The sequence below is a fragment of the Pseudomonas sp. F3-2 genome (assembly GCF_038804275.1).
In the GTDB taxonomy this organism is placed as follows: Bacteria; Pseudomonadota; Gammaproteobacteria; order Pseudomonadales; family Pseudomonadaceae; genus Aquipseudomonas.
Map to the genome: position 1 here is coordinate 5,571,814 of NZ_CP152388.1, position 13,814 is coordinate 5,585,627.

Genomic DNA, 13,814 nt, shown 5'->3' on the forward strand with positions numbered 1-13,814 from the left:
GTCGTGACGCATGTTTGGTATCAGCTTCTCTGAACTGCTGCTGGTCGGTCTCGTTGCCCTGCTGGTGCTGGGTCCCGAGCGCCTTCCGGGGGCAGCACGTACCGCCGGGCTCTGGGTCGGGCGTCTGAAACGCAGCTTCAATGCGATCAAACAGGAAGTTGAGCGCGAAATAGGTGCTGACGAGATTCGCCGTCAGCTGCACAACGAGCACATTCTTTCGCTGGAAGAAGAAGCGCGCAAAATCATGCAGCCTCAGCAGCCACCTGCACCGCCGACTGCTCAGGCGCAGACGCCGCCGGCCAGCGATTCGACATCGCCGGTCATGGGCGCCACGCCCACGCCAAGTGCGGATATCGGCCCGGCCGCGCCCGCTGAAAGCGCGTCAGTCAGCCCTGAACCGGTGCCTGCGCAGCCTGCTCATACCGCTTCGACGCCGGTCACCACGTCTGCGCCTGCAGTGCAGAACGAGCCTTCCGCCAACGATTCGTCACAGCCACCACGAGCCCCATGAGCGAAATTCCGGAAAACGACCAGCAAATGCCGCTGGTCTCGCACCTCACTGAACTGCGCTCGCGCCTGCTGCGTTGTGTGCTGGCGATCTTCGTGATCTTCGGCGCACTGTTCTATTTCACGCAGAAGATTTACACCTTCGTGTCTGCGCCGCTGCGCAAGTTTCTGCCTGAAGGCGCGACGATGATCGCCACCGACGTGGCCTCGCCGTTTCTGACGCCGTTCAAGCTGACCATGATGGTTGCGCTGTTTCTGGCCATGCCGGTGATTCTGTATCAGATCTGGGGCTTCATCGCGCCCGGTCTGTACAAGCATGAGAAACGGGTTGCCGTGCCGCTGCTGATCTCCAGCATCATCCTGTTCTACGCCGGCATGGCCTTCGCGTATTTCCTGGTGTTTCCGCTGATATTCCACTTCTTCGCCAGCGTGACCCCAGAAGGCGTGTCCATGATGACGGACATTTCCAGCTATCTGGACTTCGTCATGACGCTGTTCCTCGCCTTCGGCGTTGCGTTCGAAATCCCGGTCGCCGTGGTGCTGCTCGTGTGGATCGGCATTGTCGACGTCAAATACCTCAAGAAGATCCGCCCGTACGTGGTGATCGGCTGCTTCGTGGTCGGGATGATCCTCACGCCTCCGGACATCTTTTCGCAGACGCTGCTGGCGGTGCCCATGTGGCTGCTGTTCGAAATCGGCGTGTTGTGCAGTTCGATGGTGACCAAACGGGGTGATCACCCAGACGACCAGGCCGCGGACGACAAGCAGGACCAGCCGCCAGCGACTCAGCCGTGAACCTGCTGTTACTGGAAGAGGCCGATTTCATCTCGGCCGATCGTGTGATCCTGCGTGATCGGCGCCTCAGGCACATGCAGGAAGTTCATCGCTCCGAAGTCGGCGACAGCCTGCGTGTCGGGCGCGTGGACGGCCTGCTGGGTACTGCCGAACTGCTAAGACTCGAACCACGTGAGGCAGAGCTTTGCGTCAGCTTTGACCGCGAGCCGCCTGGCAAACTGCCGCTGACCCTCGTGCTGGCCTTGCCGCGCCCCAAGATGCTGCGCCGGGTTTTTCAGACCGTCGCAACGATGGGTGTGCCGAAGGTCATTCTGGTGAACAGCTACCGAGTCGAGAAAAGCTTCTGGCAGACCCCGTTTCTGGAGCCCGCGGCCATTCGCGAGCAGCTGATTCTGGGACTGGAGCAGGCACGGGACAGCGTACTGCCTGAAATCGTCATCGAAAAACGCTTCAAGCCCTTCGTCGAAGACCGCCTGCCCGCCGTTGTCGAGGGTACGCTTGGATTGGTTGGCCATCCGGGGGACTTCCCCGCCTGCCCGCGCGCAGTGGATCAGCCCGTCACGCTGGCAATCGGCCCTGAAGGCGGCTGGATCCCCTATGAAATCGACCTGCTGCGCGCCTCCGGCCTCAACCCGGTGCAATTAGGCGAACGCATCCTGCGCGTCGAAACCGCCGTCACAGCCCTCCTCGCCCGACTGTTCTGAACAATCCCCGTGAGGTTGCTTGCTGCACGGGTTCGGTGTCTGACGCGAGCCATCGCCATGCCGCATAGCCGTTGTAGGATCGCGCTTGCCCGCGAATTGGCCGGAGTGTCTGGTGGAGATGCAGCGGCTGGAAATCAGTCTTCGCGGGCAAGCTCGCTCCTACGGGAGCTGGGCGTCGCCGGAGAGTTCGGGAATGGCCCCGAGATTTCTGTGGGAGTGAGCTTGCTCACGAAGAGTCCGGCACATCCGCTGGAGATGCTTCGGCTGTAATTCAGTCTTCGCGGGCAAGCGCGCTCCCACCGGTTCGGTGCCTGGCGCGAGACCACGCCATGGCGCATTGCCCTTGAGGCAGTGAGCCAACTGTCTTTAACAGCCCCTCGATCAACGGCGTTACGCCGACGCTTTCCCGGCTAAAGCCGGTCCTACAAACATTTGTAGCGCCTGTAGGACCGGCTTCAGCCGGGAAGAGGCCAGTGTATGCGGTGGAAATGTAGCGTCTGGACGTCAGCGTTCATGAGCAAGCTTGCCCACAGGTTTTGTCACCAGTCAGCCCCGCGTACCCTTGTAGGAGCGCGCTTGCCCGCGAATTGGCCGGCGTGTCTGTTGGAGATGCAGCGGCTGGAAGTCAGCCTTCGCGGGCAAGCGCGCTCCTACGGAGTTGGGCGTGGCCGGAGAGGTCGGGAATGGCCCGGAGATTTCTGTGGGAGTGAGCTTGCTCACGAAGAGTCCGGCACATCCGCTGGAGATGTTTCGGCTGTAATTCAGTCTTCGCGAGCAAGCTCGCTCCCACCGGTTCGGTGCCTGGCGCGAGCCATCGCCATGCCGCACAGCGCTTCTACCCTTCTAGCCTCCGGCAATCGGCTTCCGGCGGCGATCCAGCACTTGGCCGATATGCCGCCTTCTCGTGGCTTCAGGCCGGTATAAACGTGCCGATAACCCTGCGTCCATAACAATAATCCGCAAGGAATCATCATGTCTCGCTGGTTTGCCCACCGCCTTGGAAATGTGAGCGTCAGCCTCAAACTGGGTATCGGTTTCGGGCTGGTGCTGTTACTGACGCTGATCATCACCGCCACCGGTTGGTCGAGCCTGACGTCGTTGATCGAGCGCGGCGGCAAGCTCGCGGCGATCTCGCAGATCAGCGAACAGACGATGGATTTGCGCACTGCCCGCATGCGCTATGAAGCTCAGTTCAGCCCGGAAACGGCGACGGCAGTCATGACCGCATTGGACAAGCTCGATGGCGACCTGAAAAGGACTCGCGGCGTGATCACCGCCGGCGAGGATCTCAAGTTGCTGGACGCGCAAATCCAGGGTGCAGCGGACTATCGCAAGGCTTTCGACGACATGAGCAAGGCCTTGCAGGCGCGTGAGGCCAGCCGCAGCAACCTCGGCGCAACGGCAGACGCCGCAGTGGATGAGGTCAAGAAGATCGAAGAAGCGCTGATCCAGCACGACAATATTCTGCAGTTCAACAGCGCGGTGGACGTCAGCAAGCAGATCCAGCAAGCCCGCTTCCAGGTGCGCGGTTACACCTTCAGCGGCAATCCCGACTTCGAGAAAAACGCCAATGCGGCGATCGATGAAGCCATCATGGGCGTCAACTCGCTGGCCGGTGACGTTTCGTCGCAATACATTCCGCAATTACAACGCGCGAACCTGGCCCTCAAGGGTTATCGCGCCGCCGTGGGCCAGTACCGCGATGCCCAGCAGGTCAGTCGCCAGGCGCTGGAGAAAATGACCTCGCTGGGCCAGCAACTGCTGGACCTGAGCGACAAACTGACCGCCTCGCAGAACGCCAAGCGCGATGCCGACAGCCAGCAGGCGCGGTCGATGCTGACCATAGCGACCGCTCTGGCCCTGCTGTTCGGGGTCATCGCGGCATGGGCGATTACCCGCCAGATCGTCATTCCACTCAGTCAGACGCTGGTTGCCGTCGAGCGCGTCGCGTCCGGCGACTTGACCCATAACCTCAGCGTCGACCGCCGCGATGAACTCGGCCAGCTGCAAGGCAGCATTCAACGAATGACCGTCAGCCTGCGCGAGCTGATCGGCGGCATCGGTGACGGCGTCACCCAGATCGCCAGCGCGGCCGAACAGCTTTCGGCGGTCACCGAACAGACCAGCGCAGGCGTCAACAGCCAGAAAGTTGAGACCGATCAGGTCGCCACTGCCATGCACCAGATGACCGCCACGGTGCAGGAAGTTGCGCGCAACGCCGAGGAAGCGTCGGAGGCTGCGGTCGCTGCCGACCAGCAGGCCCGTGAAGGCGACAAGGTGGTGAATGAAGCCATTGCCCAGATCGAGCGCCTGGCCAGCGAAGTGAGCCATTCGACCGAGGCCATGGGCGAACTCAAACGCGAGAGCGACAAGATCGGCAGCGTGCTGGATGTGATCAAGTCGGTCGCTCAGCAAACCAACCTGCTCGCGCTGAACGCAGCCATCGAAGCGGCACGTGCGGGCGAAGCCGGACGGGGGTTTGCGGTGGTGGCCGACGAGGTACGCAGCCTGGCGCAACGCACGCAGAAGTCCACCGAAGAAATCGAAGTGCTGATTGCCGGCTTGCAGAATGGCACGCAGCAGGTCGCTACGATCATGGACGCCAGCCATGACCTGACCGTCAGCAGCGTCGAACTGACCCGTCGGGCCGGCAGCTCACTGGAGAGCATCACGCGAACGGTATCGGCCATTCAGTCGATGAACCAACAGATTGCGGCCGCCGCCGAGCAGCAGAGCGCCACGGCCGAAGAGATCAACCGCAGTGTTCTCAACGTGCGCGATGTGTCTGAGCAGACTTCGGCCGCCAGCGAGGAAACCGCCGCCTCCAGCATGGAGCTGGCCCGACTGGGCACGCATCTGCAGGGACTGGTGGGCCGCTTTCGCGTCTAGATCAGCCTGCTGATTTCGACCCGTGAATCGGCCCTTCGGGGCCGTTTTGCGACCTCCGTCACCTCACGCTCAGCTTCAGAAATTTCCTACGACCTGTTCAGGTCACATTCCCGTCCCGCCTGCCGATGCGCGTTTATCGCTCATCCGCAGGAGACGTCCCATGTTGCACACCTTCAATCGGGCACTGGCCAATGCCAGCGTCAAACTCAAATTATCGCTGGGCTTCGGTCTGGTGTTGTTGCTGACGCTGGCCATCACGCTGACCGGCTGGCACGGCCTGGACATCATGATCGAGCGCTCGGAGTCGCTGACGTCGATCACCCAGCTCAACGCCATGACCAAGGATCTGCGCGCCGAGCGCATTATCTTTCGCGATGAAAACACGCCGGAAAATGCGAGCCGCGTCGTAGCGCGCATCAACGAAATCGAGGCGCACCTGGCCGTACTGCGCGATGATTCCCCGCCCCCGGATATCCTCAAGCTTCTTCACAGCCAGAGCGAAACGGTGCGAACGCTGGAATCGACCTTTGCCGAGCTGGGCCAACAGCTCAAAGCCCGCGAGGCTTCGCGTCTGCGTCTGGCGGACCTCTCCGAGCAGGCCATCGCGTCGATCAGCAAGGTTGAAAGCGAAGTCCTCAAAGCCGTCAGTCAGGAACAGGACAGCAGCGAGCGACTGGGTGAATTCACCAACATTCAGCAACTGCGCGCCCAAGTGCAGAATGCGCGTTATGAAGTGCAGGCGTACGTGTTCAGCGCAAGAGAATCCTACGAAGTCGCGGCCATCACCGCCATCGACGAGGCGCTCCAGGAGGTCGAGCAGATCGCTCGGGACCAAAGCGAGAGCACCATCGGCGAGCTGCTGACAGCGCGCAAGACGCTGCAGGGCTACCGCGACAGCCTGCGGCAGTTCAAGGAATTGCAAGTCAGCGCCGAGGCCGCTCAAGAATCGATGGAGGCACTGAGCGACACACTCCTGACATCCACCGGTGAGATCACGGCACTGCAAAGCCTGCGACGCAATGCCGAGGCGTCTCAATCGCGCACGATGCTCAGCGGCGTGGCGGTTATCGCGCTGGTGCTCGGCTTGCTTGCAGCGTGGCTGATCACTCAGCAGATCATCACGCCGTTGCGCGAAACCCTGAAGGCGGCCGAGCGCATTGCGAAAGGCGACTTGAGCAAGGACCTGGATGTCAGGCGCCGCGATGAAATGGGTGCTCTGCAACGCAGCATGCAGGACATGACGGTCAGCCTGCGCGGGTTGATCAGCGGCATTGGCGACGGCGTGACCCAGATCGCCAGCGCCGCCGAAGAGCTGTCGGCCGTCACCGAACAGACCAGCGTCGGCGTGAACAGTCAGAAAGACGAGACCGACCTCGTTGCAACGGCGATGAATCAGATGACTTCCACCGTGCTGGAGGTCGCGCGTAATGCCGAGGAAGCCAGCGAAGCCGCGCGCCAGGCGGACCAGCAGGCCCGCGAGGGCGACAAAGTGGTCAATGACGCCATCGTTCAGATCGAGCGTCTGGCGCGCGAGGTCAATAACTCAACCGAAGCGATGGGCAAGCTCAAGCTTGAAAGCGACAAGATCGGCGGCGTGCTGGACGTCATCAAGTCAGTTTCGCAGCAGACCAACCTGCTGGCCCTGAACGCTGCAATCGAGGCGGCGCGGGCGGGAGAGGCCGGCCGCGGTTTTGCCGTGGTGGCGGACGAAGTGCGCAGTCTGGCGCAACGCACACAAGAATCGACCGAAGAAATCGAAGTGCTCATCGCGGCGCTGCAGAGTGGCACGCAGCATGTCGTCAGCACGCTGGACGCCAGCCGTGATCTGACTGACAGCAGCGTGGACCTCAGTCGGCAGGCCGGCAGTGCTCTGGGCCACATCACGCGCACCGTGTCGAACATTCAGGCCATGAACCAGCAGATCGCCGCGGCCGGCGAAGAGCAAAGCAGCGTGGCCGAACAGATAAACCGCAGCGTCCTGAACGTGCGTGACGTGTCGGAGCAGACCGCCGCTGCAAGCGAAGAAACCGCAGCATCCAGCATCGAACTGGCGCGCCTGGGCGTGCAGTTGCAAGAGATGGTGGGCAAGTTTCGGGTGAACTGACGGCACGCCATTCACTGAACCGCCGATGTAGGACCGGCTTTAGCCGGGAACGCGTCAGCCGCCATATCTCAGGCCGATGGCGCCTGCACTGGGCGCTTTCCCGGCTAAAGCCGGTCCTACTTGGATTGCTAGGTAAAACCGGTCCCATTGCAGCGCCATCGCAGCAGTAGAACAAACGAAAACGCCGCCGAAGATTGCTCTTCGGCGGCGTTTTTCACGCGTTTACTCAGGCGTTGACGAGGGTCGCCTCGCTCACATGAGTCGCTGGTTGCAACGGCAACAGCGGCGCGTGAGGGTCGGCTTTGACCGACGCCCGCCACGCATCCAGCCACGCGGTGTTGCCTTCGGCCCAGACCAGCTCGTGCAGACGAGCCAGCGCGACCGGGTCGCTCAGCAACTGCAGGCGCTCGTGGTTGTTCAGATGCTCAGGACCGCCTTTGATCGCATGGCGCACGCGCTCGACGCGCATCCACTCAATCGGTTCGGCCTGACGATGGCGAGAGGTCGCCAGCGCACACGCGAGTGCGTTCTGCTTGGGATCGACCACGGCACGAACGAAACCGTCATTCAGCGCATGCCAGCGGTTTTCGTGGGTGTATTGATCGGTCGACACCAGCTCTTGTGGCGGGGTGTGCTCTTCCGGGATCAGGAACAGACTTTCGTCACGCGCCTTGAGGCCCAGGTTGGTCCGGCTGGAAATCACCGAAACCGGGATCGACAGAATGAGCGAACCGACGATTGGCACAAGCCACCAGAGGAAGCTTGGGTTCAACCACATCACCAGCAATGCCCAACCGAAACCGAGCAGCGTCTGCGGACCATGACGCTTGACCGCTTCGCTCCACGGTGTGGAGTCGTCGTCACGCTGCGGAGAATTCCACGTGGCAGCCCAGCCCAGGAACGCAGCCAGAACGAAGCGCGTGTGGAAAATCATACGCACAGGGGCCAGAAGCATGGAGAACAGCATTTCCAGCAGCATCGACAGCGTGACCTTGATCCGACCGCCGTAGCCCACCGCGCCTTTGGCCCAGATCAGAATGATGCTGAGCAGTTTGGGCAGGAACAGAAGAACGATCGTGGTCGAGAACAGCGCGACGGCTTTCTCCGGGTGCCATTGTGGCCACAATGGATAGAGCTGCCGAGGCTCGAGGAAGTACGTCGGTTCCATCAGCGTGTTCACCGCTAGCAACGCGGTGGACAGCACCAGGAAGAAGAACCACAAAGGTGCCGAAAGGTAAGACATCACACCCGTCAGGAACACCGCGCGGTGAACCGGGTGCATGCCTTTGACCAGGAACAGACGGAAGTTCATCAGGTTACCGTGACACCAGCGGCGGTCACGTTTGAGCTCGTCCAGAAGGTTTGGCGGCAGCTCTTCGTAACTGCCCGGCAAGTCATAGGCAATCCACACGCCCCAGCCGGCACGACGCATCAGCGCAGCTTCAACGAAGTCGTGGGACAGAATCGCACCGGCAAACGCGCCCTTGCCCGGCAACGGCGCCAAGGCGCAGTGCTCGATGAACGGCTTCATGCGGATGATCGCGTTGTGGCCCCAATAGTGGGATTCGCCCAACTGCCAGAAGTGCAGACCGGCCGTGAACAGTGGACCGTACACGCGAGTCGCGAATTGCTGCATGCGGGCATATAGCGTATCCATGCCAGACGCGCGGGGCGCAGTCTGGATGATACCGGCGTCCGGCGTCGCTTCCATCAAGCGCACCAGGCTGGTCAGACACTCACCGCTCATGACCGAGTCAGCGTCGAGCACGACCATGTAACGATAGTCACCGCCCCAGCGACGGCAGAAGTCATCCAGGTTACCGCTCTTGCGCTTGACGCGACGACGGCGGCGGCGATAGAAGATTTTGCCGAAGCCGCCGGCCTCGCGGCAGACGTCCAGCCAGGCCTGTTGCTCAGCAACGGCGATGTCGGTTTCGTTGGTGTCGCTGAGCACGAAGAAGTCGAAACGGTCCAGGTCGCCCGTGGCCGCGACCGACTCGAACGTTGCACGCAGACCCGCAAACACGCGAGGAACGTCTTCGTTACAGATCGGCATGACGAGCGCAGTGCGCGCGCCTGCTTCGATAGGCTCGTTGCCCGCGCTGGCACCGGAAATCCGATACTTGTCACGGCCAGTGAGCAATTCGAGGAAGCCCATCAGCGCAGTCCAGAAACCGGCCGACACCCAGCAGAACAAGATCCCGAACAGCAGCAGGATGCTGGTCTGCAGCGCATACGGCATCACTTGAACGGCCGTCTGCCAGAGCGTTTGATGGCTGATTTCATCGAACGAAACCAGCGACCAGCCCTGATACGGCAGGATGCCTTTCATGTAGAAGCCAGCCACGATGGTCTGGCCCAGCATGAGGATCAGCAGAATGTAGCGACGGATCGAACCGACGGTGCGCCAGCGCGCCTTGGGTAGATCACGCGGAAGATCACTCTGATCCGGCTTCGGCGGATTGGTCTTGCCGGTCATCCGGCGCCAAGCGCGGTGCAGGATGTTGGTGCGCCAGGGCTCAGGCACAACCTTGGTCCGGCGAATCGGCGGCGTGGCCTTCAGGCGCACGCGACCGCTGGCGTCGACACTCAGCATTTCGGCGTCATGCAGTTCATCAGCGGTGGTCAGGGTCAGACGGCGACCCACCGAAGCCTGCGCGGCTTCGGCAGGATCGGCAATGGTCTGCGCCGAAAGGCGTTCATGCAGCTCAGCAAACGAGGTGCAGCTGGCAAGTTCTGCCCGCTGCTCGTCGCTCATTGGCAGGTGTGCCAGGTACTCGGTCAGAGACTCTGGCACGGCTTGTGAATTACTCATCGGCTGGCAACTGGTAGCTCCAGGTTTCGGTCAGGACTTGTTGAATCATGGCCGGCCCCTGTTGGGTGGATGCAGCCTCTACAGCTGGCTGCGGGGTGTCTTTGGCGCCTTTGTTGGCTTTTGCAGCATCGCCCAGCGCGGCTTCCGGACGGGAGGCCTCATCGGACTTCGCTTCGGCTACTTTCGCAGCGTCGGCAGGCTTGGCTGCATCAGCCTTGTCGGCTTTGCCCGCGTCCTTGGCATCAGCCTTGGCCACTTTGGCATCTTTGGTGTCTTTCGCGTCGCCGGCCTTCACTGCGTCGGTCTTGACGATCTCGGCCTTGTCATCCTTCGGCGCCACGGCCACTACAGCGGCTTTGGCGTCTGCTTTTTTCTCAGGCTTCTTGTCTGATTTGTCAGCAGTGATGACCGCAGGTTCCTTGCCAGGCTCGGCAGGCGTTTCGCGCAGCAGATAAGCGCGCATCTCGACCGACTTGTTCGGATCCTTGACCTTCAGGCGCAGCGTCAGGCGCCAGCCTTTGGTAACAGGGTTGTAGCGCAGGTTGTTTTCAACCAGATCGGTGTTGTCATCGGTAGTGACCTGGCTGCGGATCGCAGGGTCTTCACCCAGTTTGGCCAGATTCGGGCCGACGAAATCGACCAGGTAAGCCACGCTGCCATCAGGCTGACGAATCAGGTTGGACTGTTTGACGTCGCCAGTAGAGCGCAGGGTCTGCTTAACCCAGCCCAGATCAGGCGAGTGAATGGAATCCTCGTCCATGGTCCAGTGCAGGCGATAGTTGAAATCGACCGGCTGACCGGGCTCTGGCTGGGTTTCCGGCTTCCAGAACGCAACGATGTTGTCGTTGGTTTCGTCGGCAGTCGGGATCTCTACCAGATCGACGGTGCCCTTGCCCCAGTCGCCTTTAGGCTCGATCCAGGCACTTGGACGTTTGTCGTAGCGGTCGTCCAGATCTTCGTAATGGCTGAAGTTGCGACCACGTTGCAGCAGACCGAAGCCGCGTGGGTTCTCGACCGAGAAGCTGCTGACAGCCAGATGTTTCGGGTTGTTCAGCGGACGCCAGATCCACTCGCCGTTGGCCGCCTGAATCGACAGACCACTGGAGTCGTGCAGCTCGCGACGGTAGTTCAGGACTTTGGAAGGCTGATTCGCGCCAAACAGGTACATGCTGGTCAGCGGGGCGACGCCCAGCTTGCCGACCTTCTCACGCAGGTACATACGCGACTGCACGTCTACCAGCGTGTTGGTGCCAGGACGCAACGTCAGCTTGTACGCGCCAGTCGCGCGAGGGGAGTCGAGCAGCGCGAAAATCACCAGATGATTGTCATCGGTATTCGGCTTCTCGATCCAGAATTCGGTGAAACGCGGGAATTCTTCACCCGACGACATCGCCGTATCGATCGCCATGCCACGAGCGGACAGACCATAGACCTGACCTTTGCCAATGACGCGGAAATAGCTCGCGCCCAGCATGGTCATGATTTCGTCCTGCTTGTCGTCCTTGTTGATCGGGTAAGTGACGCGGAAGCCGGCATAACCCAGGTTCTCGGTCGCTTTGGTATCGAACTTCAAGTCGCCGAAATTGAAACGGCTCGGGTCGTACTTGATCTCGTTGACGGTAGTGGCCGTCACTTCGTTGATCTTGACCGGGGTGTCGAAGTGCATGCCCTGGTGGTAGAAGGAAATCTTGAATGGGGTCTTGTCATTGGCCCATTCCGCCTTCTCTTGAAGGAAGCGAATCTTCTGGTAGTCCGCAAACTTCATGTCGCGGAATTCCGCTGGAAGGTTGCTTTTTGGCGCTACGAATTTCTGTCCGGCCAGTTCTTTGGCCTTTGTCGCCACGTCGTCGAGATCGAACGCCCAAAGTTGACCAGCGCCGAACAGACAAAACAAAGCCGACCCGGCCAACAAGGCACTGCGCAGGCGCTTGCCAGGGGTCTTTGGTGCATTACATGGACTAACAATCACGAGCAACCCTCGCCGAAAACAGATGAAGAAACCAACGGCCAGCTTTCAAATGCCGGGTTGGCGAGCATTGTTCCGACTCCGAAAGGGGCCAATGATTCCCCAAACGATGTCGGACCATTCTGCGTTTTTACCGATTGGACGAACGATAGCCCGTCTTTGTAGCGCGCGATTATCTAGTAGCTCGCGTTACAACGCATCAGGGGAAGCAAAGTATTTATGGCTTTTTGCCTAATAAATTCGGGTACGACAGGCAAAACAGCGCAATCAGCTCTCCAGCAAAAATGTCACAGGGCCATCATTGATCAAATGAACCTGCATATCCGCACCAAATTGGCCCGTCTCGACCGTCGGATGCGAGCTTTTTGCCTTCGACGCCAGATACTCGAACAACTCGGCCCCCAACGCCGGTGGTGCCGCCTTCGAAAAACTGGGGCGCATTCCGCTCTTGGTGTCTGCCGCCAGCGTGAACTGCGAAACCAGCAGCAAACCTCCGCCGACATCGCTCAACGACAGGTTCATCTTGCCGTCAGCGTCGCTGAACACCCGATAGTTAAGCAGCTTGTGCAGCAATTTGTCGGCACTGGCCTGCGTGTCCTGAGGCTCAACGCCCACCAGCACCAGCAGACCCTGATCGATGGCGCCGACCGTCACGCCCTCGGCATCGACGCGCGCACTTCGCACGCGCTGAAGCAAACCTTTCATTCCCAAACCTCTTATTACTGCTGTCCACTGCCCCTGTAGGAGTGAGCTTGCTCGCGATCGCGGTTCGTCAGACACAACGATTGTGTCAGGCATAAAGCAATCGCGAGCAAGCTCACGCCTACAGGTTTACGGCGTGTCACGCCTCTTCGGGTGGCAGATCCAGCAAGCGTCGCGCCACTTGTGAGGCGGCCCGGATCAGCGCATCGGTAATGCCGGGCTCCGAAGCCGAGTGGCCTGCGTCACGGATGACCTGCAATTCACTGTTCGGCCAGGCCTGATGAAGCTCCCAGGCGTTGTCCAGCGCACAGATCACATCGTAGCGGCCATGCACGATGATGCCCGGCAGATGCGCGATCTTGTGCATGTCGCGGATCAGCTGGTTCTCTTCGAGAAAGGCGTTGTTCGTGAAGTAATGGCACTCGATGCGCGCGATGGACAGAGCGCGCTGCGGTTCTGAGAAACGGTCAACCACCTGGGGATTCGGGCGCAGGGTTGCGACCCGCCCTTCCCACGTTGACCAGGCTTTGGCCGCATGCATCTGGGCAATCTGATCGCTGCCCACCAGACGCTTGTGGAAGGCGTTGAGCAGATCGCCGCGCTCGTCGGGAGGAATCGGTGCGACGTAGTCCTGCCAGTAATCCGGAAACAGTCGGCTCGCGCCCTCTTGGTAGAACCATTTGATGTCCTGCGGGCGGCTCAGGAAGATGCCACGCAGAATCAGCGCGTGGACGCGATCGGGATGCGTCTGGGCGTAGGCCAGGGAAAGCGTCGAGCCCCAGGAACCGCCGAACAGTACCCATTTATCGATACCCAGATGCGTGCGAATGCGCTCGAGGTCTTCGACCAGATGCCAGGTGGTGTTGTTTTCGAGGTTGGCGTGGGGCGTTGAGCGACCACATCCGCGCTGGTCGAATGTGATGATGCGGTACAGATTCGGATCGAAATAGCGGCGGCTTTGCGCATCGCATCCCGAACCCGGCCCGCCGTGGATGAATACCACCGGCAAGCCATCGGGCGAGCCGCTTTCATCGACATACAGCACATGAGGCTCTTCCACTGCCAGATCGTGCCGGGCATAAGGTTTGATCTGCGGGTACAAAGTCTGCATAGGTGCTCCATAAGTCCAATTCAGGGGCTTCTATCTATCTGCCGTTGGGCATCATAAACCCGAATCGACAAATGATCATGCCTGCCTGTTACTGCTTCACTGTGGCCTTTGTTTTCGCGCGCCTCGCGGTTCGGAAGATAGTCACTGACGCATGAAACAACACCCGCCAGATGCGAACTGGAACGATCGATGCAAGCGTTTCAAACGTTCAAATAGCTGCG

Annotated in this window: 9 protein-coding genes; 5 read left to right on the forward strand and 4 right to left on the reverse strand. The window is 60.5% G+C overall.

The window, feature by feature from the left end; all coding sequences use genetic code 11:
* The first annotated feature begins 10 nt into the window (after positions 1-10).
* The 5 genes from tatB (at position 11) to AAGQ88_RS24865 (ending at position 6,999) form a co-directional block, all read left to right on the forward strand.
* A complete protein-coding gene (tatB, locus tag AAGQ88_RS24845) occupies positions 11-511 on the forward strand; it encodes a Sec-independent protein translocase protein TatB (RefSeq protein WP_342653875.1) in 501 nt (166 codons plus the stop codon).
* Entirely contained in the window at positions 508-1,302 is a 795-nt protein-coding gene (tatC, locus tag AAGQ88_RS24850; protein WP_285422707.1) for a twin-arginine translocase subunit TatC, read from the forward strand. Before tatB ends, tatC begins: the two co-directional genes overlap by 4 nt.
* A complete protein-coding gene (locus AAGQ88_RS24855) occupies positions 1,299-2,006 on the forward strand; it encodes a 16S rRNA (uracil(1498)-N(3))-methyltransferase (protein ID WP_285422708.1) in 708 nt (235 codons plus the stop codon). Before tatC ends, AAGQ88_RS24855 begins: the two co-directional genes overlap by 4 nt.
* A 972-nt stretch (positions 2,007-2,978) precedes the next feature.
* Positions 2,979-4,895, forward strand: a complete 1,917-nt coding sequence (locus tag AAGQ88_RS24860) for a methyl-accepting chemotaxis protein (protein WP_342653876.1) — start codon at positions 2,979-2,981, stop codon at positions 4,893-4,895.
* A gap of 160 nt (positions 4,896-5,055) precedes the next feature.
* Positions 5,056-6,999 (forward strand): methyl-accepting chemotaxis protein, encoded by a 1,944-nt coding sequence (locus tag AAGQ88_RS24865; RefSeq protein ID WP_342653877.1) that lies wholly within the window; start codon positions 5,056-5,058, stop codon positions 6,997-6,999.
* Positions 7,000-7,225: 226 nt separating this feature from the next.
* Here AAGQ88_RS24865 and mdoH read toward each other — a convergent pair whose 3' ends face one another.
* From mdoH to pip, 4 genes are all read right to left on the reverse strand, one after another.
* Positions 7,226-9,814, reverse strand: coding sequence for a glucans biosynthesis glucosyltransferase MdoH (mdoH, locus tag AAGQ88_RS24870; RefSeq protein ID WP_342653878.1), 2,589 nt, complete (start codon positions 9,812-9,814; stop codon positions 7,226-7,228).
* Positions 9,807-11,783 carry a glucan biosynthesis protein G gene (locus tag AAGQ88_RS24875; protein ID WP_285426308.1) on the reverse strand — a complete coding sequence of 659 codons (1,977 nt, stop codon included), beginning with the start codon at positions 11,781-11,783 and terminating at the stop codon, positions 9,807-9,809. Before AAGQ88_RS24875 ends, mdoH begins: the two co-directional genes overlap by 8 nt.
* 264 nt (positions 11,784-12,047) lie before the next feature.
* Complete coding sequence (dtd, locus tag AAGQ88_RS24880) at positions 12,048-12,485, reverse strand: D-aminoacyl-tRNA deacylase (protein WP_342653879.1); 438 nt, start codon at positions 12,483-12,485, stop codon at positions 12,048-12,050.
* A 136-nt stretch (positions 12,486-12,621) separates the two neighbouring features.
* The gene (gene pip, locus AAGQ88_RS24885; RefSeq protein WP_342653880.1) at positions 12,622-13,593 is read right to left on the reverse strand and encodes a prolyl aminopeptidase; all 972 of its coding nucleotides are present in this window, start codon (positions 13,591-13,593) and stop codon (positions 12,622-12,624) included.
* Between the last annotated feature and the right edge of the window lie 221 nt (positions 13,594-13,814).